28 protein-coding genes are annotated in these 24,250 nt (G+C 69.6%); 22 read left to right on the forward strand and 6 right to left on the reverse strand.

Going from position 1 to position 24,250, the window contains the following annotated elements; translation table 11 throughout:
• The first annotated feature begins 43 nt into the window (after nucleotides 1-43).
• From ACGFH6_RS15505 to ACGFH6_RS15575, 15 genes are all read left to right on the forward strand, one after another.
• Entirely contained in the window at nucleotides 44-829 is a 786-nt protein-coding gene (locus ACGFH6_RS15505) for a cyclase family protein (RefSeq protein ID WP_393384104.1), read from the forward strand.
• Nucleotides 826-2,445 carry a thiamine pyrophosphate-binding protein gene (locus ACGFH6_RS15510; RefSeq protein WP_393384106.1) on the forward strand — a complete coding sequence of 540 codons (1,620 nt, stop codon included), beginning with the start codon at nucleotides 826-828 and terminating at the stop codon, nucleotides 2,443-2,445. Before ACGFH6_RS15505 ends, ACGFH6_RS15510 begins: the two co-directional genes overlap by 4 nt.
• Nucleotides 2,446-2,526: 81 nt before the next feature.
• A complete protein-coding gene (locus tag ACGFH6_RS15515) occupies nucleotides 2,527-2,895 on the forward strand; it encodes a MerR family transcriptional regulator (RefSeq protein ID WP_393384108.1) in 369 nt (122 codons plus the stop codon).
• A complete protein-coding gene (gene trxA / locus ACGFH6_RS15520) occupies nucleotides 2,892-3,227 on the forward strand; it encodes a thioredoxin (protein WP_393384110.1) in 336 nt (111 codons plus the stop codon). The genes ACGFH6_RS15515 and trxA overlap by 4 nt, the downstream gene beginning before the upstream one ends.
• 196 nt (nucleotides 3,228-3,423) lie before the next feature.
• Nucleotides 3,424-3,588, forward strand: coding sequence for a CopG family transcriptional regulator (locus ACGFH6_RS15525; RefSeq protein WP_393384112.1), 165 nt, complete (start codon nucleotides 3,424-3,426; stop codon nucleotides 3,586-3,588).
• Nucleotides 3,585-4,232 (forward strand): VOC family protein, encoded by a 648-nt coding sequence (locus ACGFH6_RS15530; protein WP_393384114.1) that lies wholly within the window; start codon nucleotides 3,585-3,587, stop codon nucleotides 4,230-4,232. Before ACGFH6_RS15525 ends, ACGFH6_RS15530 begins: the two co-directional genes overlap by 4 nt.
• On the forward strand, nucleotides 4,229-4,711 hold the full coding sequence (locus tag ACGFH6_RS15535; protein WP_393384116.1) for a GNAT family N-acetyltransferase: 483 nt from the start codon (nucleotides 4,229-4,231) through the stop codon (nucleotides 4,709-4,711). Before ACGFH6_RS15530 ends, ACGFH6_RS15535 begins: the two co-directional genes overlap by 4 nt.
• 18 nt (nucleotides 4,712-4,729) lie before the next feature.
• Nucleotides 4,730-5,986 (forward strand): MFS transporter, encoded by a 1,257-nt coding sequence (locus tag ACGFH6_RS15540; RefSeq protein ID WP_393384118.1) that lies wholly within the window; start codon nucleotides 4,730-4,732, stop codon nucleotides 5,984-5,986.
• A 70-nt stretch (nucleotides 5,987-6,056) separates the two neighbouring features.
• A complete protein-coding gene (locus tag ACGFH6_RS15545) occupies nucleotides 6,057-6,881 on the forward strand; it encodes a GNAT family N-acetyltransferase (RefSeq protein ID WP_393384120.1) in 825 nt (274 codons plus the stop codon).
• 90 nt (nucleotides 6,882-6,971) lie between these two features.
• Nucleotides 6,972-8,282: a M14 family zinc carboxypeptidase gene (locus ACGFH6_RS15550; protein ID WP_393384122.1), complete on the forward strand. Its 1,311-nt coding sequence runs from the start codon at nucleotides 6,972-6,974 to the stop codon at nucleotides 8,280-8,282.
• Between the two features lie 10 nt (nucleotides 8,283-8,292).
• Nucleotides 8,293-8,664, forward strand: coding sequence for a DoxX family protein (locus ACGFH6_RS15555; RefSeq protein ID WP_393384124.1), 372 nt, complete (start codon nucleotides 8,293-8,295; stop codon nucleotides 8,662-8,664).
• 110 nt (nucleotides 8,665-8,774) lie between these two features.
• Nucleotides 8,775-9,128 carry a YciI family protein gene (locus tag ACGFH6_RS15560; protein ID WP_393384126.1) on the forward strand — a complete coding sequence of 118 codons (354 nt, stop codon included), beginning with the start codon at nucleotides 8,775-8,777 and terminating at the stop codon, nucleotides 9,126-9,128.
• Between the two features lie 165 nt (nucleotides 9,129-9,293).
• Nucleotides 9,294-11,057 (forward strand): proline--tRNA ligase, encoded by a 1,764-nt coding sequence (locus ACGFH6_RS15565; protein WP_393384129.1) that lies wholly within the window; start codon nucleotides 9,294-9,296, stop codon nucleotides 11,055-11,057.
• A 55-nt stretch (nucleotides 11,058-11,112) separates the two neighbouring features.
• The gene (locus ACGFH6_RS15570; RefSeq protein ID WP_393384130.1) at nucleotides 11,113-11,532 is read left to right on the forward strand and encodes an HIT family protein; all 420 of its coding nucleotides are present in this window, start codon (nucleotides 11,113-11,115) and stop codon (nucleotides 11,530-11,532) included.
• Nucleotides 11,533-11,639: 107 nt separating this feature from the next.
• Complete coding sequence (locus ACGFH6_RS15575; protein WP_393384132.1) at nucleotides 11,640-13,013, forward strand: FAD-binding oxidoreductase; 1,374 nt, start codon at nucleotides 11,640-11,642, stop codon at nucleotides 13,011-13,013.
• On the opposite strand, the gene ACGFH6_RS15580 is transcribed toward ACGFH6_RS15575, so the two are convergent.
• Genes ACGFH6_RS15580 through ACGFH6_RS15590 form a run of 3 tightly spaced genes read right to left on the reverse strand, consistent with a single transcriptional unit; the run spans nucleotide 13,003 to nucleotide 15,453 of the window.
• Nucleotides 13,003-14,241 carry an RNA polymerase sigma factor gene (locus ACGFH6_RS15580; RefSeq protein WP_393384134.1) on the reverse strand — a complete coding sequence of 413 codons (1,239 nt, stop codon included), beginning with the start codon at nucleotides 14,239-14,241 and terminating at the stop codon, nucleotides 13,003-13,005. The genes ACGFH6_RS15575 and ACGFH6_RS15580 overlap by 11 nt on opposite strands.
• Nucleotides 14,238-14,630 carry a YciI family protein gene (locus ACGFH6_RS15585; RefSeq protein WP_393384136.1) on the reverse strand — a complete coding sequence of 131 codons (393 nt, stop codon included), beginning with the start codon at nucleotides 14,628-14,630 and terminating at the stop codon, nucleotides 14,238-14,240. Before ACGFH6_RS15585 ends, ACGFH6_RS15580 begins: the two co-directional genes overlap by 4 nt.
• 25 nt (nucleotides 14,631-14,655) lie before the next feature.
• A complete protein-coding gene (locus tag ACGFH6_RS15590; RefSeq protein WP_393384138.1) occupies nucleotides 14,656-15,453 on the reverse strand; it encodes a GNAT family N-acetyltransferase in 798 nt (265 codons plus the stop codon).
• Nucleotides 15,454-15,571: 118 nt separating this feature from the next.
• Between ACGFH6_RS15590 and ACGFH6_RS15595 the strand changes: the two genes are divergently transcribed.
• Nucleotides 15,572-16,348 carry a sulfite exporter TauE/SafE family protein gene (locus ACGFH6_RS15595; protein ID WP_393384140.1) on the forward strand — a complete coding sequence of 259 codons (777 nt, stop codon included), beginning with the start codon at nucleotides 15,572-15,574 and terminating at the stop codon, nucleotides 16,346-16,348.
• Between the two features lie 8 nt (nucleotides 16,349-16,356).
• Here the strand turns inward: ACGFH6_RS15595 and ACGFH6_RS15600 are convergent, their stop codons facing one another.
• A complete protein-coding gene (locus ACGFH6_RS15600) occupies nucleotides 16,357-16,845 on the reverse strand; it encodes a GAF domain-containing protein (RefSeq protein ID WP_393384142.1) in 489 nt (162 codons plus the stop codon).
• 65 nt (nucleotides 16,846-16,910) lie between these two features.
• On the opposite strand from ACGFH6_RS15600, the gene ACGFH6_RS15605 reads away from it, so the two are divergent.
• Nucleotides 16,911-17,672 carry a class I SAM-dependent methyltransferase gene (locus tag ACGFH6_RS15605; protein WP_393384144.1) on the forward strand — a complete coding sequence of 254 codons (762 nt, stop codon included), beginning with the start codon at nucleotides 16,911-16,913 and terminating at the stop codon, nucleotides 17,670-17,672.
• Nucleotides 17,673-17,676: 4 nt separating this feature from the next.
• Here ACGFH6_RS15605 and ACGFH6_RS15610 read toward each other — a convergent pair whose 3' ends face one another.
• Complete coding sequence (locus ACGFH6_RS15610) at nucleotides 17,677-18,582, reverse strand: MerR family transcriptional regulator (protein ID WP_393384146.1); 906 nt, start codon at nucleotides 18,580-18,582, stop codon at nucleotides 17,677-17,679.
• 101 nt (nucleotides 18,583-18,683) lie between these two features.
• Here ACGFH6_RS15610 and ACGFH6_RS15615 point away from each other — a divergent pair, with 101 nt between their 5' ends.
• The 5 genes from ACGFH6_RS15615 to ACGFH6_RS15635 are packed head-to-tail and all read left to right on the forward strand — an operon-like array spanning nucleotide 18,684 to nucleotide 23,050.
• A complete protein-coding gene (locus tag ACGFH6_RS15615) occupies nucleotides 18,684-19,055 on the forward strand; it encodes a hypothetical protein (RefSeq protein ID WP_393384148.1) in 372 nt (123 codons plus the stop codon).
• The gene (locus ACGFH6_RS15620; protein WP_393384151.1) at nucleotides 19,052-20,314 is read left to right on the forward strand and encodes an NAD(P)/FAD-dependent oxidoreductase; all 1,263 of its coding nucleotides are present in this window, start codon (nucleotides 19,052-19,054) and stop codon (nucleotides 20,312-20,314) included. The genes ACGFH6_RS15615 and ACGFH6_RS15620 overlap by 4 nt, the downstream gene beginning before the upstream one ends.
• A complete protein-coding gene (locus ACGFH6_RS15625; RefSeq protein WP_393384153.1) occupies nucleotides 20,311-21,063 on the forward strand; it encodes a DUF1365 domain-containing protein in 753 nt (250 codons plus the stop codon). The genes ACGFH6_RS15620 and ACGFH6_RS15625 overlap by 4 nt, the downstream gene beginning before the upstream one ends.
• A complete protein-coding gene (locus tag ACGFH6_RS15630) occupies nucleotides 21,060-22,295 on the forward strand; it encodes a class I SAM-dependent methyltransferase (RefSeq protein WP_393384155.1) in 1,236 nt (411 codons plus the stop codon). Before ACGFH6_RS15625 ends, ACGFH6_RS15630 begins: the two co-directional genes overlap by 4 nt.
• Entirely contained in the window at nucleotides 22,292-23,050 is a 759-nt protein-coding gene (locus ACGFH6_RS15635; protein WP_393384157.1) for an SDR family NAD(P)-dependent oxidoreductase, read from the forward strand. Before ACGFH6_RS15630 ends, ACGFH6_RS15635 begins: the two co-directional genes overlap by 4 nt.
• Here ACGFH6_RS15635 and ACGFH6_RS15640 read toward each other — a convergent pair.
• Complete coding sequence (locus ACGFH6_RS15640; protein WP_393384159.1) at nucleotides 23,028-24,143, reverse strand: cytochrome P450; 1,116 nt, start codon at nucleotides 24,141-24,143, stop codon at nucleotides 23,028-23,030. The genes ACGFH6_RS15635 and ACGFH6_RS15640 overlap by 23 nt on opposite strands.
• Nucleotides 24,144-24,250: the final 107 nt, after the last annotated feature.

A 24,250-nucleotide genomic window follows, 5' to 3' on the forward strand; every position in this document is an offset into this window, starting at 1 on the left:
CTAGCGTCGGGGGGTCTCGTACGCCGCTCCCCTGGAGGTCCGCATGACCGGCTCGTCGCCCCTGTCGGTACTCGTCGCAGCACTCGCCGATGGGTCGGTCGAGGTGATGGACCTGACGTCGCCGCTGTCCGCGTCGACGCCGGTCATCCAGCTGCCGCCGGAGTTCGGGCAGACGGCGCCGTTCGCGCTCGAGGAGATCAGCAGATACGACGACCGCGGGCCGGCGTGGTACTGGAACAACTTCACCAGCGGCGAGCACACCGGCACCCACTTCGACGCGCCGAACCACTGGGTCACGGGCAAGGACCTCGCCGACGTGGCCTCGGTCCCGGCCCGCAAGCTGATCGCGCCGGCGGTCGTGCTCGACTTCAGCGCCGAGGTGGAGAAGGACCCCGATTTCCTCGTCGAGGTCGACCACGTCAAGGCCTGGGAGGCGGAGAACGTACCTCTGCCCGCTGGTGGCTGGTTGTTCGTGCGCACGGGGTGGGCGGCGCGGTCGCACTCGCAGGAGGCGTTCCTCAACGCCGACGAGAACGGGCCGCACACACCGGGCCTGTCGCCGGAGTGCGCGCGGTGGGTGGCGCAGGAGTCGCCCGTACTCGGCCTCGGTGTCGAGACGGTCGGTACCGACGCCGGGAGGGCGCACTCGTTCGACCCGCCGTTCCCGTGTCACTCGTACCTGATGGGCAGTGACAAGTACGGGTTGACGCAGTTGCAGAACCTCGCCAAGCTGCCGCCGACCGGCGCCGTCGTCATCGCCGGACCGTTGCCGATCGTCAGCGGCTCCGGCGCTCCCGCCCGGGTGCTCGCGCTGGTCGAATCCCGATGAACGTCGCGGTCGCCGTCGGCCGGACGTTGGCGGCCGCCGGCGTCCGCCAGGTGTTCGGCGTGATCGGGTCGGGCAACTTCCACCTCACGAACGCGATGGTGGCCGGCGGCGCGCGGTTCGTCGCCGCGCGGCACGAGGGCGGCGCGGCCACGATGGCCGACGCGTACGCGCGGATGAGCGGGACGGTCGCCGCGCTCTCGGTTCATCAGGGCTGCGGCCTGACGAACGCGATGACCGGGATCGCCGAGGCGGCGAAGAGCCGGACGCCGATGGTCGTCGTGGCGGCGGAGGTCACTGAGCCGCGGTCGAACTTCTACGTCGACCAGGAGGCGCTCGCCCGTTCGGTGGGTGCGGTGCCGGTGCGGGTCACCTCGGCGGAGACCGCGGTGGCGGAGGCGCTGGAGGCAGTGGCGACCGCCGTTCGCGAACGCCGGACAGTGCTGCTGAACGTACCGCTTCCCGTGCAGGCGTTGGAGATTCCCGCCGCGGCACCGGCGGCTGTGTCGCCACCGCCCTCGCGGGACGCGGTGGTGCCGGACGCCGCCGAGGTCGACGCCCTGACCGATCTGCTGCGGCGTGCGGAGCGCCCGGTGTTCGTCGCGGGACGCGGGTCCCGTGGACGTCGGCAGGCCCTTGAACTGTTGGCGGATCGGTGTGGCGCGCTCCTCGCGACCTCGGCCGTCGCGCACGGGCTGTTCCGCGGCAACCCCTGGTCGCTCGGGATCTCGGGAGGCTTCGCCTCGCCACGGACGGCTGAGCTGATCCGTGGCGCCGACCTCGTCGTGGGTTGGGGCTGCGCGCTGAATATGTGGACGATGCGGCACGGTCAGCTGATCGGACCCGACGCGACCGTGGTGCAGGTCGACGACGACGCGTCCGCGCTCGGCGTCCATCGCGAGATCCAGCTGGGCGTCACTGGTGACGTCGAGCTCACTGCCACTACGGTGCTCGACGCGTTCGGCGAGCAGCGAGTGGGCTATCGCGCGACGGAGCTCGGGAGCGTGAGCTGGCGAGACGTCGCATTCGACGACGAGAGTACGGCGGCGCGAATCGACCCACGGACGTTGAGCATCGTGCTCGACGACCTCCTCCCGGCCGAACGCGTGATCGCCGTCGACTCCGGCAACTTCATGGGCTACCCGAGCGTCTGCCTGTCGGTGCCGGACGAGAACGGACTCTGCTTCACCCAGGCGTTCCAGTCGGTCGGGCTGGGGCTTGCCACCGCGATCGGCGCCGCGCTGGCGCAGCCGGACCGCCTGCCCGTCGCCGTACTCGGTGACGGCGGTGCGCTGATGAGCGCCGCCGAGCTCGACACCGTACGCCGGCTCGGCCTGCCGATGCTGGTGGTCGTGTACAACGACGACGCGTACGGCGCCGAGGTGCACCACTTCGGTCCCGGCGGGCACCCGTTGGACACCGTGACGTTCCCGCCGACCGACATCGCCGCGATCGCCCGGGGCTACGGCTTCGAGGCCGCGACCGTGCGTACTGTCGGCGACCTCTCCGCGGTCAGGGACTGGTTGGACGGACCACGGTCGGCGCCGCTGCTGGTGGACGCGAAGGTCGTCGCGGACCACCCGTCGTGGTGGCTGGAGGAGGCGTTCCGCGGCCACTGACACCGGCGAACAGCCTGCGGGCTATTCTGGCTTGACCTTGACCCCAGGGGCAAGGTTTAGCGTCGGAGTGAAGGAGGCGGGATGCGGATCAGCGATCTGGCGGCCGAGGCCGGAGTGACGGTCAAGGCGGTGCGGTACTACGAGTCGCAGGGACTGCTCAAACCCCGGCGCGAGGCCAACGGGTACCGGACGTACGAGCCGGAGGACGTGGTCGTGGTGCGCGAGGTGAAGGCGTTGCTGAGTCTCGGGCTGACCGCGGAGCAGACGTACCCGTTCATCGAGTGCCTGCGGGCCGGCAACGAGCGGGCGGACGTCTGCCCGGCGTCCCTGACGGCGTACCGGGCCCGGATCGCCGAAGTGGACCAGCGGATCACCGAACTCACCGATCTGCGGGCCCGGCTCACCGACCTCCTGTCCGATGCCGAGAACTGGAGGATGAAGCAACTATGACTGACCTGCAAGCGGTCGACGAGGAAACCTTCGACGACGTGGTGCTGCGCTCGGACAAGCCGGTGCTGGTGGACTTCTGGGCGCAGTGGTGCCCGCCCTGCCACCAGATCGCCCCGCTGCTCGCCCAGGTCGCCGCCGAGCGCGCGGACCAACTCACCGTAGTGAAGCTGAACTCCGACGAGAACCCGGAGATCTCCGCCCGCTACCGCGTGATGGCGTTGCCCACGCTGATGCTGTTTCACCGCGGCGAGGTCATCTGGTCCGTCGTCGGCGCGCGTCCCCGAGCCAAACTCAACAAGGAACTCGACGACGCCCTCCTGGCCGCTGTGTAGAGCTGGCAGCTCCGCCCGATGGCGGGTTGTTTCACCGCTGACCCGTAACAACCCGCCAGCCGGCACATAACCCGCCAGCCACCACCTGTCCGCCACCCCAACCCAGCACCCGCAAACCCCAACCCACCACTTACCCGGCTTTCATCGTCGGAGTCCCTGTTGACTGGTAGCTGTCTAGGATGCTAGCAATATAGCCATGAGTGATGACGGCGGCAAGAAGGTGCAGTTCAACGTGTATCTGCCGCCCGAGTTGGTCCGCCGGGTGAAGCACAAGGCGATCGACGAGGCGGCGAGCCTGTCCGCGCTGGTGGAGCAGGCGCTGGCGGAGTACCTGGACAAGCATGGGGAGGCGCGGGGATGACTGGCGTGGTGATCCGGCCGCTGCGGTTCACGAACGACGTGGACGCGATGCGGGCGTTCCTGGAGACTGTGGGACTGACGGCCCGGATCGAGTCCGAGCGGGGAGGGTGGGCGGTGATGCTCGCGGGGCACGGGATGATCGCGCTGCACGACGCCGCTACCAGTTCGACCGGTGGCCGGCCGGGGCAGACGGACCTGGTCTTCGAGGCCGAGGACGTCGACGCGCTGAAGGCGACGCTGGAAGGTTCCGGGTACGCCGACGTGTCGATCTGGGACGAGGCGTACGGGCGGGTGCTGTCGGCGATCGCCCCGAACGGGACGAAGTTGTTGGTCGACGAGCGCAGCGAGGACCTGTACGGCTACCGGCTCGACGAGACACCGCCGGACGAGCGCTGGAGCGTCACGCCGTACCTGGCCGGCACGGACCAGGCGGGCTGGACGCAGATCCTCGACCTCCTCGGGACGCGGCAGCACGTGTACTTCGGCCCAGGGGAGAAGGACGGCGTCCGGATGGATCTGTCGACGAGCGAGGACCTGGCCGCGGTCCTGCAGCGACTGACGGACGCCGGCTATCAGGCGACCCGGACCGGCGACACGCTCGAGGTCATGGATCCGGACGGACAGCCGATGGTGGTGCACGGATGATCACGGTCCGCCGGGCCGAGGTCGGTGACGTCGAGGCGATCCGACGGATCGGGCTGATCACCTGGCCGGTCGCGTACGGCGGCCTGGTGTCGGACGAGTTCATCACCGACGGACTCGCGCAGTGGTGGTCGCCGGAGGCGGTCGAGCGCGGCATCCGCAATGGCATCACCCTGGTCGCGGCCGAAGGCGAGCAGTTGGTCGGGATCGTCGGCCTCGGCCGTGAGGGCGACTTCTGGGTGATGTGGAAGCTCTACGTCCTGCCGGACCACCAGCGCAAGGGCGTCGGCAAGGCGCTCCTCGACGCGGCGGTCAAGGCCTTGCCGGAGGGTACGACGCAACTCCTGCTGGACGTCCTGGTCGGCAACGAGCAGGCGATCGGCTTCTACCGGGCCAACGGGTTCGGCGAGGCACAGAAGACGCCGGACCGCGATCTCGGCGTCGAACTGATGTGGATGAGCCTTGACCTCCAGACGGCTTGAAGTTGCAGAGTGCCCCGCATGACGACGACGATGCCCGACCGGCTCCGCGACGATCCGGACTTCCGGCGGTACTGGCTCGCCCGTGCCCTGTCCATCACGGGGTCGATGGTGACCGCGATCACCTTGCCGGTGCTGGTCTACCGATTGAGCGGTTCGACCGTCCTCACCGCACTGGTGTCCGCGCTCGAAGCAGCGCCGTACCTGCTGACAGGTCTGTTCGCCGGCGCGCTGGCCGACCGGTGGAACCGGCGCCGGGTGATGGTGAACTCCGACCTGGTGAACGCGGTGCTGGTCGGCTCGGTCCCGGTCGCGCATCTGCTCGACCTGCTGACCGTGGCGCACGTGCTGGTGGTCGCGTTCCTGGTGCAGAGCGTCTACACGTTCTTCGACGGCGCGAACTTCGGTGCCCTGCCGGTCCTGGTCGGCCGAGCCCGGGTAGCGCAGGCGAACTCGGTGGTCTGGACGGCGTCCAGCCTGATCGAGTTGTTCGTCCCACCGCTGGCCGGTCTTTCGCTGGCGGTGCTGAATCCGGCCAGCCTGCTCACCCTCGACGCACTGAGCTTCGTCGGGTCGGCTCTCGCGGTCCGCGGGATCATGCGGGCGATGTCCGAGCGGCGGGACGGACAGCAGCCGCTGCGGACGCGGGTGGTCCTCGCCGACATCGCCGAAGGGCTGCGCTACCTGGTCGGGCATGCCGGAGTGCGGACCATGACGATCGTCGGCAGCCTGCAGTCCTTCGCCGGTGGTGGGTTCATGGCACTGATGGTCGTGTGGTGCGACCGAGTTCTGCACGTCGGTACGTCGGGACTGCGCTTCGGACTCGTGTGGGGGACGTGGGGGATCGGCGGACTGATCGCAGCCGTCGGACTGCCTCGGCTGCTGAAGCGGATGTCGCCGGCCGCGATCACGCTCTACGCACTGCCGGTCTCGGCCCTCCTCGGGATCATCACGCCGCTGGCACCGGGCTGGGAGTCGGCCGCGATCGCGCTGCTCGTCTGGGGATCGGCGTACGTGCTGGTCATCGTGAACACCATCTCCTACCGCCAGCAGGTCACGCCGGAGCACTTGCTGGGCCGGGTGAACACGGCCGCCCGGATGCTGTCGTGGGGTGTGGGCTGGACGTTCGGATCGGTGGCCGGAGGTGTACTCGGCAACCACTACGGCATCCGGACCGGCATGGTGGTGATGGGATGCTTCATCTTCGTCGCGGTGGTCGTGGCCTGGACGTCGCCGTTGCGCCGGATCGCGGCCGGGCACGAAGCGGCGGTGGCCTGAACCGGTCCAGCCCGGCCCGCCGACGCCCCCGTTGCATGCTGATCCGGGGATCATCCGCTAAGTTCTGCGCGTGGGCGTACGGGTTCTCGGTCCTCGTGACCTCGCGGCGGCGCGCGCTGTCATCGCCCGCGACCCGGTGATCAACGTGTTCGTCGACAGCCTGGTGCAGGCGTCCGGACTCGACCCACGGCGCGGTGCCGAGGTCTGGGGATACGTCGAGAAGGGCGGCCTCGAGGCACTGTGCCATGCGGGCGGCAACATGGTGCCGGTGGGCGCGGACGACGCGGCCCTGCGCGCGTTCGCGGCGTACGCGTTGCGTCGCGGCCGGAACTGCTTCCAGATCCTCGGACCGGCCCGCGAGGTCGAGCAGCTGTGGACAGCGCTCGAGCCGCACTGGGGTCCGGCCCGCGAGGTGCGCGACAACCAGCCGTTCATGGTCATCGAGGACCCGCCGCTGATCGCCCCGGATCCGCTGGTCCGCGCGGTCGAACCGGTCGAGTTGCCGATCCTCTACCCGGCCTGTGTGGCCATGTACACCGAGGAGGTCGGCGTACCGCCGCAGACCGGGCCGGACGGGACGTTCTACCGGTCCCGGGTGGCGGAGCTGATCCGGGCCGGTCGGGCGTTCGCGCGGATCGAGGACGGCCGGGTCGTGTTCAAGGCGGAGGTCGGATCGGTCGGGACCGGGGTGTGCCAGATCCAGGGGGTGTGGGTCGATCCGGAGTTCCGTGGTCGCGGACTGGCCGCGCCGGGGATGGCCGCGGTGGTCGAGCTGGCGCGACAGATCGCGCCGGTGGTGACGCTGTACGTCAACGCGTTCAACGCGCCGGCCCGGGCCGCGTACGAGCGGGTCGGCTTCCGGACGATCGAGACGTTCGCGACGATCTTGTTCTGATACTGCGTGCTCTCCGTGATACCGCGGTGACCGCGGGTGGGGTTGGCTGAGTCTCTACGCCGCCCCGCCCAGCGGAAGGAATTCCCCAGCATGCGAAGGCTTGTCGTTGCCCTGTGCAGCTTTGCCCTGGTCCTGGTCTCGCTGACCAGCGTCTCTGCCGCCGCTCCACCGGATCTCTCGTACTACTCGATGCGCCTGCCCGCCGGCCTGACGGTCGCCGACCTGATCAAGGACGGGTACGACGTCACGCACGGCACCCGGCCGACCGTCGTCGCGACTCCGGCCGAGGCCGAGCACCTGCGCGCACGGGGCGTCGTACTGGGGAAGACCGGCGACGTGTATCACCCGGTACCGCGGTCCGAGCCCGGGGGAGCGACGTACTACGGCGGGTACCACACGGCCGCCGGACACGAGCAGCACAACGCTTCCGTCGCCGCGGCCCATCCGGACCTGGTGAAGCTGTACGACATCGGCGACTCGTGGCTGAAGACTCAGGGACAGGGCGGGCACGACATCCAGGCCCTGTGCCTCACGAAGTTGGCTGCCGGCGACTGCGCGCTCGGCAGCACCGGGGAGAAGCCGAAGTTCGTGCTGCACACGCAGATCCACGCGCGCGAACTGGTCACCGGCGAGACCGCGTACCAGTGGATCGACCTGCTGGTGTCGTCGTACGGCAACGACCCTGAGATCACCGAGTTGATGGACACCCGTGAGCTGTGGGTCGTGCCGATGGCGAATCCGGACGGTGTCGACGTGGTCGCGTCGAACCCGGACCGGCCGGTCCTGCAGCGCAAGAACGTCAACGACAGCGCCGGCGGCTGTCCCGCGTCGGATGCCGGGGTCGACCTGAACCGCAACTCGTCGTTCCAGTGGAACGTCAACGAGGGCGGGCCGTGCGACGAGACGTACCCGGGTGCCAAGGCGCTGTCAGAGCCGGAGACGGTGGCGATCCAGGGTCTGCTGGACAAACTCTTCGCCGACACCAAAGGCGACATCGACGACCCGGCCGCCGCGAGTACGACGGGTGTCTTCCTCACCCTGCACAGCTTCGGCAACGACATCCTGGCGCCGTGGGGCTACACCAACACCGATGCGCCGGACAAGGCGGCTTTGGTTGCCTTGGGCAAAAAGATGGGCGCGCTCACCGGCTATCCGGTGTCGACCGGTGACGGCGGGGTCGGGTACTTCGCGCCGGGGGCGACGGACGACTGGTTGTACGGCACCCGCGGCGTCCCGTCGTACACGTTCGAGATCGGGCCGGACGGCGGGTCGTGCGGTGGGTTCCTGCCGGCGTACTCGTGCATGGCGTCGATGTTCTGGCCGACGCTGAAACCCGCCTTGGTGTACGCCGCCCAGGCCGCTGCGACGCCGTACGGCAAGCTGCCGATTACCGTCGGGTAGGCTCCGCGGCATGGCGTCTCGGAGCAGGACCACCACCGGCCTGGCGTTGCTGTTCGGCGTGCTCGGGACGTTGCACTTCGTGAAACCCGAGCCGTTCGAGCAGATCGTGCCCAGGGCGCTGCCGCGGAAGAAGGAACTGGTCTACGCGTCCGGAGTGGCCGAGCTGGCCTGCGCGGCCGGGCTGTTGCACCCGCGGACGCGGCGGGTCGCCGGCCTGGCGAGCGCGGGCCTGCTGGTGGCGATCTTCCCCGCGAACGTGCAGATGGCAGCTGACCTGCAGCGGAAGGGGTCCCTGCCGGCCAAGGCGGTCGGCTGGGCCCGGCTGCCGCTGCAGCTCCCGCTGATCAGATGGGCGCTGAAGGCGGCCCGCGAGGACGGCTGAGCCGGGGTCCCGGAGAGTTTCTGCCGATAGCCTGTCGGATCCGGAGTGGGTCGTTCGTTGCACGGGTGAGAGGCGGCCGGAGGAAGGTCGCCGGGACTAGGAGTGATGAGATGGCGCGGTACTTGATCTCGTTCGAACGCGGTGCGATGGACCACATCCCCGACGAGGACTTTCCCCAGGTGGGCAAGGACTCTCATGCGGTGATCCGGGAGATCAGGGACGCCGGCGTGTTCGTCTTCGGCGGCGGGCTGAGCTACGACGACGGCGACGTGGAGCACGCCGAGGTGGCCGTCGACGGGATCGTCACCGACGGCCCGTACCCGGAGAGCAAGGAGCTCGTCGGCGGCCTGACCATCGTCGACGTACCCACCCGGGAGGAGGCCCTGAAGTGGGCCGCCAAGATCGCGGTCGCCTGCCGCTGTGCGCAGGACGTCCGCAAGTTCATGGACGACCCGGAGATGTGATCGAAGGAGCTCGCGCGGGCGATCACCCGGGCGCCGGGTGGCCCAGGTGATCGCCGCCGTTCGCCGTACCTGTGGATAACGTGGTGAGAGCACTGCCCCGGGGCGGATATCCTCTGTGAGGTCCGCTGTTCCATTCGTCCCTTCGTCGTGCTTTTGGAGACTCCCGTGATTCTGCGTATGTCGTCGATGTTCCTCCGCACCCTTCGCGAGGACCCGGCGGACGCGGAGGTCCCGAGCCACAAGCTGCTCGTCCGCGCCGGGTACATCCGGCGGACCGCGCCCGGCATCTACACCTGGCTGCCGCTGGGTCTGCGAGTGCTGCGCAACGTCGAGCGGATCGTCCGCGAGGAGATGGACGCGATCGGCGCCCAGGAGCTGGTGTTCCCCGCGCTGCTGCCCCGCGAGCCCTACGAGGCGACCGGCCGCTGGACCGAGTACGGGCCGAACATCTTCCGGCTGAAGGACCGCAAGGGCGCCGACATGCTGCTCGGGCCGACGCACGAGGAGATGTTCACGCTGGTCGTGAAGGAGCTCTACTCGTCGTACAAGGATCTGCCGCTGTCGATCTACCAGATCCAGAACAAGTACCGCGACGAGTCGCGGCCGCGAGCCGGTGTGCTGCGCGGGCGCGAGTTCGTGATGAAGGACTCTTACTCCTTCGACATCGACGACGACGGTCTCGCGGCGTCGTACGAGCTGCACCGCAAGGCGTACATCAACATCTTCGACCGGCTCGGGTTCGACTACGTGATCGTCAAGGCGATGTCGGGCGCGATGGGCGGGTCGCGGTCGGAGGAGTTCCTCGCGATCGCGGAGAACGGTGAGGACACCTTCGTCCGCTCGCCGGGTGGGTACGCCGCCAACGTCGAGGCGGTCGTGGTCCCGCAGGCCGAGGCCGTGGACGCGTCGGCCGTGCCGGCGGCCGAGGTGGTCGACACTCCGGACACGCCCACGATCGACACGCTCGTCGACGCGATGAACGCGAAGCACGCCCGCGGCGACGGCCGGGCCTGGACCGCCGCGGACACGCTCAAGAACGTGCTCGTCATGCTGGTGCACCCCGACGGTTCCCGTGAGCCGCTGGCCATCGGCGTGCCCGGCGACCGCGCGATCGACGAGAAGCGGCTCGGCGCGCAGCTCGAGCCCGCCGAGGTGGTCGCCTTCGACGAGTCGGACTTCGAGAAGCACCCCTCGCTGGCGAAGGGCTACATCGGTCCTGGCGTGCTCGGTGCGGAGAACACCTCCGGCATCCGGTACCTGCTCGACCCCCGGATCGCCGAGGGATCGGCGTGGGTGACGGGTGCGGACAAGCCCGGCTTCCACGTGATGGACCTGGTGCACGGCCGCGACTTCACCGCCGACGGCACGATCCAGGCCGCCGAGGTGCGCGACGGTGACCCGGCGCCCGACGGTTCGGGTCCGCTGGAGTCGGCGCGCGGGATCGAGATGGGCCACATCTTCCAGCTCGGTCGGAAGTACGCCGAGGCACTCGACCTGAAGGTGCTGGACCAGAACGGCAAGCTCGTCACCGTGACGATGGGGTCGTACGGCGTCGGCGTCACCCGCGCGGTGGCGGCGATCGCCGAGGGGAACCACGACGAGCTCGGTCTGGTCTGGCCCCGCGAGATCGCTCCCGCCGACGTCCACCTCGTTGCCACCGGCAAGGATTCCGAGGTGTTCACGAAGGCGGCCGAGATCGCCGCCGAGCTGGAGTCCCGCGGCCTGTCGGTCATGTACGACGACCGCGAGAAGGTGTCGCCGGGGGTGAAGTTCAAGGACGCCGAGCTGATCGGTGTCCCCACGATCGCAGTGGTGGGCAAGGGTCTCGTGGACGGCACCGTCGAGGTCAAGGACCGCCGTACGGGCGAGCGCGCCGACATCCCGGTCGACGAGGTCGTCGACCACCTCGTCGCCACCGTCCGCGGCTGATCGGTCGCCGGCCTCGCTCCCCAGGAGTGAGGCCGGCGTTCTTCCTGGGGGATCCATGGACGAGTCGTGTGTGTTCTGCGGCATCGTGGCCGGTCGGCTGCCGGCGCGGTTCGTGTACCAGGACGAGCACGCCTGCGCCTTCCTGGACATCCGGCCTCTACGGGCCGGGCACACGCTCGTTGTCCCTCGCCGGCATCTTCCTGATCTGAGCGCCGACGGCGCCCCCGATGCGGTGGCCGCGGTCGGCCCGGCTCTGCAAGCGACCACCCGGATTCTCGTGAACCGCGTGAACGCAGATGGCGTGAGCGTCCTCCAGGCCAACGGTGCAGCGGCGGGCCAGGAGGTCTTCCACCTGCACTTCCACCTCGTGCCCCGGCGGCGCGGCGACCGTCCGTTGAACGACTGGACCGCGGACGACGACGCACGGCACCACCTCGACGAGATCCACCAGCGGCTCGTCGGCTCCGAGAATTGAGAGCCGCCCGAAAATTCTTTGCTGATCGATGTCGAGGAACGAAGGTTCGCTCCGATCCCTGGAGGAGACGCCCACGAGGGGCGTCTGTGATCCACGAGGGGCGAACGATGACGAATACTCCTGCGGTGCGGGTGACGCGCGGGATCGAGACCCTGCGGGCCGCGGTGACCGGCGAAGTCCTGACCGAAGGCGATACCGGCTACCAGACAGCCAATCGCACACTCACCAGACAAGGGCGACCGGCAGTCGTCGTTCGGTGCGCCGGCACCGCCGACGTCGCGGCCGCACTCGCGTACGCCGAAGCGAACGACCTCGCGGTGTCGGTGCGGAGCGGCGGCCACCACATGGCCGGGTTCGGCACCAACGACGGCGGTGTGGTGATCGACGTCAGGCCGTTGGACGAGGTGACGCTCGTGTCCGACGGGCCTGGCGATCGAGCCACGTTCCGAGTCGGCACCGGCGCGACCTGGGGCACGGTCGCCGCGTTCCTCGCGAAGACCGGTCACGCGATCTCGTCCGGCGACACGGCCGGCGTCGGAGTCGGCGGGCTGATGGCCGGTGGCGGCATCGGCTGGATGGTACGCCGGCACGGCCTGGCCATCGACAGTGTCCAGGCGGCCGAGGTGGTGACCGCGGACGGTTCGGTCCACCGGGTCGATGCGACCGACGAGCCGGAGCTGTTCTGGGGCCTGCGCGGCGCGGCCGGGGGGCTCGGCGTCGTCACGTCGTACGACGTCAGCGCCGTACATCAGCCGACGGTGCTCTTCGGCAGTCTGCTGTTTCCGTGGACGCAGGCGGACCAGGTGCTGGCCGGTTGGGCGGAGCACATGGCCGTCGCTCCGGACGAGCTGACGTCCTCGATCCAGTTGCCGCCGACGATGGTCGCGGATCGCCAGGCTCCGATCGCCATCAAGGTGTGTGTCGCCGGCGATGCGGCCGGACGGGAGGAGATCCTGGCTCCGTTGCGCAGTCTCGGCACCGTTTTGACCGACACAGTGACGGAGGTGCCGTACGCGCAGGTGCTGGCGGACGAGGCGATGCCGCCGGGCTGGACGCCGCGGAACCGCAACGGGCTGTTCGACGCGTGGTCGCCGGACCTCGGCGAGCGGTTGGCCGACGCCCGTCTGCGGCTGCCGGCGATGGCCGTGGAGGTCCGGGCGCTCGGCGGCGCGTTTGGAAGGGTCCCTGGCGACGCCACCGCCTTCGCTCATCGCAATGCGCGGTTCATGGTCAACGCGGTACTGATCGGATCGACTGAGCTCCACGGAGCCCAGATCGAGGGATTCGAAGGGCTCTGGGGCGAGCTGTTGCCGGAGGGCGCGTACCTGAACTTCCTGTCCGACCCGACGGCGGCCGACCTCGACCGTTGCTACCCGGGACCGCATCGAGCCCGGCTCGCGGCGCTGAAGCAGGCGGTCGATCCGGCTGATGTCTTCCGGACCGTCCTGACCGTGCCTCCGGCCGGCGCGCTCAGGGGGTGAGGCGGGTGATGCGCTCGCGGAGGTAGTTCTGCTCCGCGGTGTTGCGGGTGCGGTCGAGCGCGGCCAGGTAGTGCTCACGGGCCAGATCCGGCCGCCCGGCGAGTTCCTGGAGATGCGCGAGCACCGACAACCGGCGGTGGTGATCACCGAGGTACCGGTCGCCGGCGAGGCCTTCGACGAGGTCGATCCCCGCCTGCGGACCCTCGGTCATCGCCACCGCGACGGCGGAACCGAGCGTCACCATCGGACCCGGATCGACCTCGGCCAGGATCCGGTACAACCCGGCGATCTCCTCCCAGTCGGTGGTCTCGACGGAGTCGGCTTCGCTGTGTACGGCGGCGATCGCCGCCTCGAGCTGGTACGGGCCGACGGGTCCCGAGGTCAGCGCCGCCTCGACGAGTGCGGTGCCCTCGGCGATCTCGTCGGCGTGCCAGCGGGAGCGGTCCTGCCGGTCGGCCGGGACGAGGTCACCTCCAGGACCGGTCCTGGCGTCACGTCGTGCATGCGTGAGGATCATCAACGCCAGCAGGCCAGTCACCTCATCTGCGCCGGGAGCGGCCCGGCGCAGCATGCGAGTGATGCGGAGTGCCTCTGCCGCCAGGTCCAACCGCTGCAGGTCGTCGCCGGCGCTCGCGGTGTGGCCCTCGTTGAAGATCAGGTAGAGCACATGCAGTACGGCGCCTAGGCGTTCGTCGTACTCCTGTTCGCTGGGCAGCTCGAAACGGGCGCCGGAGTCCTTGATCGTCCGCTTGGCCCGGCTGATCCGCTGCGCCACGATCGTCTCGCCGACCAGTAGCGCAGCCGCCACCTCGGCTGTGGTCAGGCCTCCGACCGACCGCAGCGTCAGCGCGATCTGCGACGCCGGCGTCAAGGCCGGGTGGCAGCACAGGACGAGCAGCCGCAGCGTGTCGTCGGTGTCCGGGACGTGGTCCTCCTCCACCGCCGGTGTGCGGAGATGGTCGTTGACCTCACGCTGCCGCCGGGCGTTGTCCCGCCGCCAGCCGTCCATCAGGCGGCGGGTCGCGACGCTGACAAGCCATCCGACCGGTTTCTCCGGTACGCCGTTCGCCCGCCACTGGACGAACGCCTCCAGCAGCGCCTCCTGAACGGCGTCCTCGCACTGGTCGAAGGTCCCGTAGCGCCGCAGCAGCGCGGCCAGTGCCTTCGGTGCGCCGGCGCGGATCGCGGACTCGAGGTCCACGTCGGGGGTGCCGTGCGTGGAGCTCACCGCTCCCGGGACAGCTCGGCGAGATCCTGGTCGTCGAGCTCCCGCACCGGGCGGACCTCGATCGGCAGCAGAGCCGCGAACGGAATACCGGCCGCGATCTCCAGCGCCCGGTCCATCGAGGCGCACTCGACCATGAGCGCTCCGGCGAGGAACTCCTTGGTCTCCAGGAACGGCCGGTCCGAGATCACCGGCGTCCCCGCCGTCACCTTGACGGACTTGGTCTCCGACGGCGGCTCGAGGGCGAGGACCGTCAGCAGTTCCCCGTTCTCCCGCAGTTCACGCACCTGGTCGAGGAGGAAATCACGACCACCGATCAGCTCGAGCCTCTTCTCGGGGCTGAGCCCGTCCAGTGCTTCGGGGTTGTTGTGGATCAGCAGCAAGAACTTCACGCCGCCATTGTCCCGCGCCGACCGGTCACGGCCGTACCCAGACCGTCCAGCGTTCGAGGCGCAGGTAGCCGAGGCGTTGGTAGACGGGCTGGCCGTTGTCGGAGGCGATCAGTACGGCGGGCTGGTCGTGGTGCTTGGTCGCGGCCCACGTGATGGCCGCACCGGCGCCGCGACCGCGGGCCGCCGGCATCACCGCGACGTTCTCCACGATCGTGACTCCGGCCGCGCTGTGTGCCGTCGACGTCGCGAGCGGTACGTCGCCGTCGTACCCGACCCAGACCGTGGATCCCTCGAGGAACGACGCGTCGTACATGCGGCCGGCCTGGAACGGTTGCAGCTCGGGGAGGGGGTAGCCCTCGATCAGCACGCGTTCGGCTTCCGCGAGTCCGGCGGCGTCGGTGACCTGGCGGATGTCGATGTCCGTGGTCGGCGGGACGACCTCGGTCATCGGGAGGTGGACCATGAGTGGCGGATGGCCCGCGAGGGCGAGGCCGTGCTCGCGCAGGTCGCGGGTCGGCCAGGGGCTGACGAACAGATACGGCACGTTGTTCGGCAGCTGCCGGGCCGCATCGAGGATCACCTCGGCCGGATCGACCGGCTGCTTCTGGATGACCCAGTTCGTCATCGGGCCGCTGTCTCCGAGAATGCCTCCGGCCCAGCTGTCGCCGTCGTACCAGGGCTTGCCTGCTCGCCGAGCGGCGTCGGTCGCCCACGAAGCGTGCGCGAGCACGGCCTGCCGGACCAGCGAGTCGGCGGGAGCGAGGTCCGGCTCCCAGCCGGTGGCGAGCGCTTCGCCTTCGGGCGGCAGGATCGAGGACGCCATCCGCTTACTCTGGCACCGCCGCAGTGGTTTGTCTCTCATTCCCCGCGGTAAAGGTTGAGCGGCACAACGCCCTTACCTGATCATCGGTCCGTGAAGCTCTTCCGCCCGCGGTGGCGCCGTGCCTGACGTTTCGTTGTGGACCCTGGTCTTCCTGGTTGCCGCGGCCTTCTCGGCCGGCTGGATCGACGCCGTGGTCGGGGGCGGCGGCCTGCTGCAACTGCCCGCGATGCTGCTCGGCCTGCCGAACGCGTCGCCAGCGCAGATCCTGTCGACCAACAAGATCTCGTCGTTGTGCGGTACGGCGACCAGCGCGGTGACGTTCGGTGTGAAGGTGCGGCCCGATCGCCGGACCGTACTGCCGCTCGCCGTCCTGGCCGGTCTGGGTTCGGCGGCCGGAGCGTTGGTCGCGACGAAGATCCCGATGTCGTGGTTCAAGCCGATCGTGCTGGTGCTGCTGATCGGCGTCGCCATCTACACCGCGATGAAGCCGTCACTCGGTGCCCGGACGGCGTTGCGCTTCGACGGCCGCGACCACTACCTGGCCGCGAGCGGCGTCGGCGTACTGGTCGGCTTCTACGACGGCGCGGTCGGGCCGGGCACCGGGTCGTTCCTGATCTTCGCGCTGGTCGGCCTCCTCGGCTACAACTTCCTCCAGGCCAGCGCCAAGGCCAAGATCGCGAACGTCGCCACGAACCTCGGCGCGATCATCATCTTCGCGCTGCACGGCGCACCGCTGTGGCAACTCGGCCTGATCATGGGCGCCGCGAACATGCTCGGCGGCCTCCTCGGAGCCCGGACCGCGGTCGCCCGCGGCAGCCGCTTCGTCCGCGTGATCTTCCTGGTCGTCGTCTCAGCGCTCATCCTGCGCCTGGCGTACGACGTCTTCCTCGGCTGACGACAGCGTCAGTGCTTGCTGAACGTCGGCGCCCACGGAGCGTCGTCCAAGCCGATGCGATGGATCGCCTTCGCGGCGTGGTCGGCCAGGGTCTGCAGGCCGTCGATCTCGTCCGGTGAGGCGTGGTAGCGCCGCGACCAGTAGGCACCGATCGCCGCCACCGGGGTCGGGGAACCGACCGGGACCATCACCAGGCTGCGGACGAACGTCGGTGTGTACGCCTCCAGCGGGATGCGTTCGTCGACGGCGATGTCGGGGACGATCGCGATCTCGTCGTGCAGCATCGCCCAGCCGCTGACGCAGGAAGTGATCGGGAAGCGCTGGCCCTTCCACAGCGGCGCGATCGCGTCCTCGTCCGCATAGAAGCAGCGGTCCTGCTCGCGCAGTACGAAGGTCGCGCCCTGGGCGCCGCTGCGCCGCCGGGCCTCATGCCGGACCACGTCGCCGACCTCGACGAGAGTCTCGGCCGCGTCGAGGTCGGCCATCAGGTCCGTCATGGCCTCATTGTGCGCCGCTGGCGCTGTCCCGCACCAGCGATCCCTGCAAGGCATAGGGTCGAACCATGGTGGACTACGACGGTCGTTTGAGCAGCGTGTACACCGCCGGACGCGGGATGTCACCAGGGGAGGTGCAGCGGTGGACCGCCGCCATCGCGGCGTACATGCCGGAGGAACGTCCGCTGAGGTTCCTCGACCTGGGCAGCGGGACCGGCCGGCTCACCCCAGGTCTCGCCGAGGTCTTCCAGGGGCCTGTGTACGGCGTGGAGCCGTCGGACCGGATGCGGGAGATCGCCGCGGAGACGGCCGGCCACCCGGCCGTCACCTACCTCAAGGGCGGCGCGGAGGACATTCCGTTGCCTGAGGCATCGGTTGACGGGGTGCTGATGTTCCTGTCCTTCCACCACTTCCGCGACCAGCAGCAGGCGCTCACCGAGGTCCACCGCGTGCTCGAGCCCGGGGGAGTGGCGTTCCTGCGCAGCCAGTTCTCCGACCAGATGCCGGACCTGTTCTGGTACGACTACTTCCCGTCCGCCCGCGAGGTCGACGCCGCCATGTACCGATCCGTCGACGAGTGCAGAACACTCGCCCACGCGGCCGACCTCCTTGCCGCCGACGCCCCGGTCTGGGTCAGCACCGAGCACCCGCGGACGTTCCGCGAGGCCGCCGAACGCCTCAGCCACCGCGCCTTCTCGACCTTCGAACACCTCCCCGAGGACGAACTCGACCAGGGCTTCGCCCGGCTCGCCGCCGACGCGGACCTGGACCCCGACCGCCGGCTGCCCGTCCACCCGGCCGCAATGCTGATCCTCAGACGTCCACGATGATCAGTCACAACGGAGCTTGAGATCGCGCCAGGCGCACAGCCTCGGTGACCGGGTCGCCCGCCAGCAGTTGCGCCCCGACCTCGTCGGAGATGGCCTGACTCGCTCCGGCGCCGGCCAGCGCGACCGGCACCGCTGAGGCGAGCTCGCGCAGTTCTGCGACGATCGGTGTCAGGCGTTCCGGGACGGCTGCGGCGAGAACGATCTCGGCCGGCGTGGTGTCGGCTGCGATCCGGAGCAGGTCGGTGATCGGGGTGTTGGCGCCGAGATAGCGGATCCGCCAGCCGTTGCGGGCGAGCACGATCCCGAACACCATCAGCGCCAGGTCGTGGTGCTCGTCCGGCGGGCACGCCAGCACGGCGAGCGGCCCTTGTCCACCGCCCCAACCCCGGGCCAGCCCGGCGAGCCGGCCGCGGATCACGTGGCTCGCGAAGTGCTCCTGGCCGATCCCGGCCTCGCCCCGGGCGACGCGTTCGCCCAGATCGTGCAAGTAGGGGATCACGACGTCGCGGAGCACGGTCTCGACCGTGAACTCGTTCAGCAGTTGGTCCAGCGGTCCGTCGGCGCCGGGCTCGTCCATGGCGTCGAGGGCGGCACCGAACGCTCCCGCGGCGCCGTCCATGGCCGCTGGGTTCGCCGGTACCGCGCGCAGTTCCGGCAGCCCTGTTTCGGGAGGCAGCTCGTCGGCCAGGGCCACGCGGGCCGCCTGTGCCGCGGACAGACCCTTGGCGAGTTCCGCCTGCATCCGCCGGACACGGCGCTCGTCGCGCTCGGAGTACAACCGGAAGCCGCCGGCCGACCGCACCGGGGAGAGCAGGCCGTACCGGTTCTCCCACGCGCGCAGCACATGATCGCTGACGCCGACCCGGCGGCTCAGCTCACCGATCCGGAGCAACCCCGGTACCGAATCCATGGCAGAGACTCTACAGCTCTTAGACAGACATTAGACAGAGCCCGCTCGATCATCTACGATCCTTAGACATACCTTAGACAAACTCGGACGAAGGGTCGCCGATGAGAGTTCAGCTCCTGCCACGTCTCCTGGGACTGCTCACGCTCGGGTACGGCGTCTACACGGCCGTCCGCCCGGAGTCGCTCGTCCGTGCCGCGGGCCTGGCCGACGAGCAGCCGATCCAGCGATCCGGGCGAGTGCTCGGCACGGTGATCGGGGTCCGGGACGTCTTGTCGGGCACGGCCATGCTCGTCGCGCCGGCCGGCCGGCCGTTGCAGGCGGCGGTCGTCGCACGGGTCGCGTGCGACCTCACCGACGTCGCTGGTTTCGGTCTCGCCGGACCGCCGCGATCGCGCGCCAAAGTGGTTGGCATCGCCGGGGCATGGGGCCTGTTGTGCGCCGCCGCCTTCCCGGCCTCCCGGGTCCGCCAATGACCCGCACGGTCGCGGTCGTCGGCGCGGGCGTGTCCGGCCTGACCGCGGCGTACCTGCTGTCTCGGGCGTACGACGTCACTCTGCTCGAGGCCGAGCCTCGACTCGGCGGCCACGCGAACACCCGGACAGTCAGCGACGCCGCCGGCGTCCCACTGGCGATCGACACCGGCTTCATCGTGCACAACGACCGCACCTACCCCTTGTTGCGCAGGCTCTTCGGCGAGCTCGGCATCGCGACCCGCCCGACCGAGATGAGCATGAGCATCAGCGATCGGACGACGGGCATCGAGTACGCCGGTGGTCGTGGCGCCGCTGGGGTCTTCGCCCAGCCCCGCCGGATCGCCGACCCGCGGTTCCTCGGTGTCCTCGGCCAGGTCGGCCGATTCCACCGGAGGGCTGCCGCGTTCCTGGCCGCGACCGGCCCAGCAGACCTGACCAGCTTCGGCGAGTTCCTCGACGCCGAGCGCTTCTCCGCAGAGTTCCGCCGGCTGTACGCCGTACCGCTGGTGTCATGTGTCTGGTCCACGGGCGCCCTCACCTCGCTGCAGTATCCGGCCCGCTACCTGTTCCGCTTCCTCGAGCGGCACGGAATGTTGACGTTCGCGGGCTCGCCGCAGTGGTCGACGGTGGTCGGCGGCTCGCGGACCTATGTGGACGCGATCGCCGATCGGCTCGACCGGATCCGGGTGGGCAGGCCGATCCGGGCGATCACCCGGGGACCCGACGAGGTGCGACTGACGGACGCCGACGGTACGACGAGCTCCTTCGACCGGATCGTCATCGCCACCCACGCGGACACGGCACTGGAGTTGCTGTCCGACGCGGCTCCGGTGGAGAAGGAAGTTCTCTCCGCCTTCGGTTACTCCCACAACGAGACGGTCCTCCACACCGATGCCTCGTTGCTTCCGCGGGCGGCGCGAGCGCGGGCAGCGTGGAACTTCCTGACCCCCGAGGGCGACGCCGGCGATCGGCCTCCGGTGGTGAGCTACTGGATGAACCGCCTGCAAGGTCTGGACAGCGACACCCAGTTCCTCGTCACGCTGAACGCCCGCGAGCAGATCGACCCGGCCGCAGTACTCGCGGTGATGGACTACCGCCATCCGGTCTACGATCCGGCCGCGGTCGCAGCACAGAGCATGCTCCCTGCCTTGTCCACCGACCGCACCGCCTTCGCCGGTGCGTACCACGGCTGGGGCTTCCATGAGGATGGCTGCCGCTCGGGGGTCGCGGCCGCTGCCGCGTTCGGGGTCGAGTGGTGACAGCTCTCAGCGATCTCCCGACGTTGCCGGCACTGGTGGTCGGACAGGTCCGGCACAGCCGGCGGATCCCGATCCGGCACGCGTTCCGGCACCGCGCGTACCTGTGGCTCGTGGACCTGGACCACCTGCCGCAGTACCCGCCCTGGCTGCGGCCACTGGCCGGGTTCGACGCGCGCGACCATCTTGGCGGCGGATCGGCCGGGATCAAGTCCGCTGTCCGGCGTTATCTGAGCCAGCAGGGCATCGTCCTGGAACCCGGCGATCGCGTGGTGATGCTGGCGAACGCGAGGTTCCTCGGGTACGTCTTCAACCCGCTCACCGTGTTCTGGTGCTTCGCCGCGGACGGCTCGCCGCGGTGTGTGGTGACCGAAGTGCACAACACCTACGGCGAACGACATGCCTATCTGCTCCGGCCTGCGGCGGACGGTACGGCGAAGGTCGGCAAGGAGTTCTACGTGTCGCCGTTCAACGATGTCTCCGGTCACTACACGTTCCGGTTCGCGGTGTCGCCGGAGCGGCTGTCGATCTCGATCACGCTGCATCGCCAGGACCGGCCGGTCTTCGAGGCCGGTTTCGGCGGCCGGATCCGCCCGGCGACGACCGCGGCGGTGGCGAGGGCGGCCCTCCGGCTGCCGGCGATGCCGCAGCGTGTCTCGGTCTTGATTCGCGCGCACGGGATCTGGCTGTGGCTCCGACGGCTGCCGGTCGTGTCCCGACCCGTCCACCATCCACCGGAGGGAGTCCGATGACTTCGATCACCACCTCGCGGGTCCACGATCTGCCAGGTCCGCTACGTCCCCGGGCCTGGCTCACCCGGACTCTGGTGGACCGGATCCTGTCCGGTCTGCCGGTCCGGGTTCTCTACCCCGACGGCGCCGTCCGGGGTGCCGGCGGTCCGGACGATCCGGCCCTGCGGATCGTCCGGCCCGCGGCCTTCTTCGACCGACTCGGGCACAACCCGAAGATCGGTCTGGGTGAGGCCTACATGGCCGGGGACTGGACTGTTGCCGAGGGCACCGATCTCGGTGAGCTGCTGACGCCGTTCGCCGCCCGGGTGACAACCTTGCTGCCCGGTCCGCTGACCAGTCTGCGACGGCTGGTGGACCAGCGGATCCCTGGCCGGCTGCGCAACACCCTGTCCGGCGCACGCAGCAACGTCCAGGCGCACTACGACCTGAGCAACGACCTCTTCGCCAGCTTCCTCGACCCGACCATGAGCTACAGCTGCGCGGTCTTCGGCGGATCACCGCCGTACGGCGAGCAGAGTCTCGAGGACGCGCAACGGCGCAAGATCGACCGGATCCTCGACCTGGCTGGGGTAACCCAGGGCACCCGGATGCTGGAGATCGGGACGGGCTGGGGCGCTCTCGCGATCGCCGCCGCTCGCCGCGGCGCACACGTCACCGGTGTGACGCTGTCCGGCGAACAGCTCGAACTCGCGGAACGCCGGGTGGCCGAGGCCGGTCTCGGTGACCGGGTCGAGCTGTGCCTGCAGGACTACCGGGCGGTGCAGGGCAGGTACGACGCGATCGTCAGCGTGGAGATGATCGAGGCGGTAGGTGCGGAGTACTGGCCGACGTACTTCGGCACGCTCGACCGGCTGCTGGCGCCCGGCGGGAGGATCGCGCTGCAGGCGATCCTGATGGACCACGACCGGATGCTGGCGACCCGGAACTCGTTCAGCTGGATCCAGAAGTACATCTTCCCGGGTGGACTGATCCCGTCCCGGCAAGCGATCGAGGAGAGCCTGGCTGCCACCGGGCTGCGGATCGTCGCCGACGACCGGTTCGGCCTGCACTATGCGGAGACGTTGCGGCGCTGGCGGCGACGGTTCGACGAGCAGTGGCCGCTGATCCGGACGCTCGGCTTCGACGAGAACTTCCGCCGGATGTGGGAGTTGTACCTGGCCTACAGCGAGGCGGGCTTCGCGTCCGGCTACCTCGATGTCGGTCAGTTGCAGCTGGCCCGGAGCTCGCGATGAGCGCCCTCGCCGGCAAGACCGTCTGGGTGGTCGGCGCATCCAGTGGGATCGGTGCCGCTCTGGCCGCCGAGCTGGCCGACCGGGGCGCCCGGGTGGCGATCTCGGCCCGGCGGGCCGATCGGCTGGAGTCCGTCGCCGGCGGGCGGATGGCCGTCGTACCGCTCGATGTGACCGATCGGGAGGCTGTCGACGAGGCGGCTGGACGGGTCGCCGACGACATCGGTGCGCCGGACCTGGTCGTGTTCAGCGCGGGGACTTGGGAGCAGATGGATGCCACAGCCTGGGACCGGGATCTCTTCGCCCGGCACATCGAGGTCAACCTGCTCGGCCTGAACAACGTCCTCGGCGCAATACTGCCGCGGATGCTCGAGCGCAGGCGGGGCGCGATCGTCGGGCTGGCGTCGGTGGCCGGCTACCGCGGCCTGGCCGGAGCCGAGGCCTACGGCGCCACCAAGGCGGCGCAGATCAACCTGCTGGAGGCTTTGCGGATCGCGGTCGCCGGTTCCGGCGTCGACGTGGTCACCGTCTGTCCGGGGTTCGTCCGGACCGAGCTGACCGAGACGAACGCGTTCCCGATGCCCTTCATCATCGACGCGGACGAGGCCGCCCGGTCGATCTGCGACGGCTTGGAGCAGGGCCGCGCGGAGATCGTCTTCCCGGTGCCGATGGCGATCCTGATGAAGATCGCCCGCCTGCTCCCGGTCCGTGTCTGGGCGAGCACGATGAGCCGGTTCACGCGTCCCAAAGGACGTTGAGGGCGGACGGCTTCCGGAAGACGAGACCGCGCGGCGGGGGAGAGCCCGGCGCGATTCGCAGGCCGGGCAGGCGCAGTACGGCGTCGACCGCGGCCAGGGTCTCCAGCCGGGTGAGGTGCATGCCCAGGCAGATGTGCGGGCCGCTGGCGAACGCGAGGTGGCGGCGGGCGTTGGGACGGCGTACGTCGAAGTCGTCGGGGGAGGGGAAGACGGCTGGGTCGCGGCCGGCACCGGCCAGGGACACGGTCACGAAGTCGCCGCGGCGGATGGTCGCGCCGGCCAGTTCCACATCACGCGTCGCATAGCGGTCGACGACGGCGGCCGCCGGTTCGAGGCGCAGGGACTCCTCCATCGCGTTGGGCAGCAGGGACGGGTCGGCGAGAACCAGCTCGAGCTGGTCCCGGTGGTTGAGCAGGTGCCAGAGCGCGTTGGTGATCATGCCCTCGGTGGTCTCGATCCCGCCGAACATCAGCACCGCCGCGTTCGCGACCACGTCGTCGACCCCCAGCCCCGCGCGGGCCGCGGCCGCGATCAGGGAGTCCGTCGACTCGATGCCTGAGGCAACGTGTGCGTGCAGCCGGGCGAACGCCTCGGCACCCTCCGGAGTCACCGGCCGCCCGGCCGAGACGCCGGTGACCGAGTCGGAGATCGCGGCGTACCAGTCCAGCACCGTCGAGGCGGAGGCAGGCGGCAGGCCGAGCGAGTAGGCCACCACCGCCACGGACAACGGACCGGCCACGGTACGGCGCAGATCCGACGACGGCGGCTCAAGAGCACCGACCAACTCATCCACGGTCTGTTGCACGACTGCGGTGAACCGTCGGCGGGTCTCCGCGAGACCGAACGGCGACTCGAACGGATCCCGGTGCAGCTTGTGCGCAGCCCCGTCCAGGGACAGCATCGAAGGCCCGACCACCTGCGCAGTGGAGAAGCGCGGATCGTCGACCGTGAAGGTGTCGGGATCGCGCAGAACGGTCAGTGCGAGGTCGCGGCTCGCGACGACCCAGCTGTCCAGAGCATCGACCCATCCCACCGGCCGCAGCTCCGCGAGCGCCGGATGCGGATCGGTTTCGAGTTCCTCCAGCGTGACCATTCAGCCACCCTAGAGCGATGAAACCAGTAGGTAGACTGGTATTGCTGCGACAGATCGGAATTAAACGACTCAGCGGGGCAGCGGGTTACGAAACTCGAACTAACGCC

Origin of the sequence: Kribbella sp. NPDC049227 (assembly GCF_043197265.1) — a bacterium.
Lineage (GTDB): Bacteria > Actinomycetota > Actinomycetes > Propionibacteriales > Kribbellaceae > Kribbella.

What these genes read in the sequence shown, in the direction of transcription:
- ACGFH6_RS15505 (WP_393384104.1), top strand. Translation starts at nt 44, where the DNA reads ATGACCGGCTCGTCGCCCCTGTCGGTACTCGTCGCAGCACTCGCCGAT.
- ACGFH6_RS15510 (WP_393384106.1), top strand. Translation starts at nt 826, where the DNA reads ATGAACGTCGCGGTCGCCGTCGGCCGGACGTTGGCGGCCGCCGGCGTC.
- ACGFH6_RS15515 (WP_393384108.1), top strand. Translation starts at nt 2,527, where the DNA reads ATGCGGATCAGCGATCTGGCGGCCGAGGCCGGAGTGACGGTCAAGGCG.
- trxA (WP_393384110.1), top strand. Translation starts at nt 2,892, where the DNA reads ATGACTGACCTGCAAGCGGTCGACGAGGAAACCTTCGACGACGTGGTG.
- ACGFH6_RS15525 (WP_393384112.1), top strand. Translation starts at nt 3,424, where the DNA reads ATGAGTGATGACGGCGGCAAGAAGGTGCAGTTCAACGTGTATCTGCCG.
- ACGFH6_RS15530 (WP_393384114.1), top strand. Translation starts at nt 3,585, where the DNA reads ATGACTGGCGTGGTGATCCGGCCGCTGCGGTTCACGAACGACGTGGAC.
- ACGFH6_RS15535 (WP_393384116.1), top strand. Translation starts at nt 4,229, where the DNA reads ATGATCACGGTCCGCCGGGCCGAGGTCGGTGACGTCGAGGCGATCCGA.
- ACGFH6_RS15540 (WP_393384118.1), top strand. Translation starts at nt 4,730, where the DNA reads ATGACGACGACGATGCCCGACCGGCTCCGCGACGATCCGGACTTCCGG.
- ACGFH6_RS15550 (WP_393384122.1), top strand. Translation starts at nt 6,972, where the DNA reads ATGCGAAGGCTTGTCGTTGCCCTGTGCAGCTTTGCCCTGGTCCTGGTC.
- ACGFH6_RS15555 (WP_393384124.1), top strand. Translation starts at nt 8,293, where the DNA reads ATGGCGTCTCGGAGCAGGACCACCACCGGCCTGGCGTTGCTGTTCGGC.
- ACGFH6_RS15560 (WP_393384126.1), top strand. Translation starts at nt 8,775, where the DNA reads ATGGCGCGGTACTTGATCTCGTTCGAACGCGGTGCGATGGACCACATC.
- ACGFH6_RS15570 (WP_393384130.1), top strand. Translation starts at nt 11,113, where the DNA reads ATGGACGAGTCGTGTGTGTTCTGCGGCATCGTGGCCGGTCGGCTGCCG.
- ACGFH6_RS15575 (WP_393384132.1), top strand. Translation starts at nt 11,640, where the DNA reads ATGACGAATACTCCTGCGGTGCGGGTGACGCGCGGGATCGAGACCCTG.
- ACGFH6_RS15590 (WP_393384138.1), bottom strand. Translation starts at nt 15,453, where the DNA reads ATGGCGTCCTCGATCCTGCCGCCCGAAGGCGAAGCGCTCGCCACCGGC.
- ACGFH6_RS15600 (WP_393384142.1), bottom strand. Translation starts at nt 16,845, where the DNA reads ATGACGGACCTGATGGCCGACCTCGACGCGGCCGAGACTCTCGTCGAG.
- ACGFH6_RS15605 (WP_393384144.1), top strand. Translation starts at nt 16,911, where the DNA reads ATGGTGGACTACGACGGTCGTTTGAGCAGCGTGTACACCGCCGGACGC.
- ACGFH6_RS15610 (WP_393384146.1), bottom strand. Translation starts at nt 18,582, where the DNA reads ATGGATTCGGTACCGGGGTTGCTCCGGATCGGTGAGCTGAGCCGCCGG.
- ACGFH6_RS15615 (WP_393384148.1), top strand. Translation starts at nt 18,684, where the DNA reads ATGAGAGTTCAGCTCCTGCCACGTCTCCTGGGACTGCTCACGCTCGGG.
- ACGFH6_RS15620 (WP_393384151.1), top strand. Translation starts at nt 19,052, where the DNA reads ATGACCCGCACGGTCGCGGTCGTCGGCGCGGGCGTGTCCGGCCTGACC.
- ACGFH6_RS15630 (WP_393384155.1), top strand. Translation starts at nt 21,060, where the DNA reads ATGACTTCGATCACCACCTCGCGGGTCCACGATCTGCCAGGTCCGCTA.
- ACGFH6_RS15635 (WP_393384157.1), top strand. Translation starts at nt 22,292, where the DNA reads ATGAGCGCCCTCGCCGGCAAGACCGTCTGGGTGGTCGGCGCATCCAGT.
- ACGFH6_RS15640 (WP_393384159.1), bottom strand. Translation starts at nt 24,143, where the DNA reads ATGGTCACGCTGGAGGAACTCGAAACCGATCCGCATCCGGCGCTCGCG.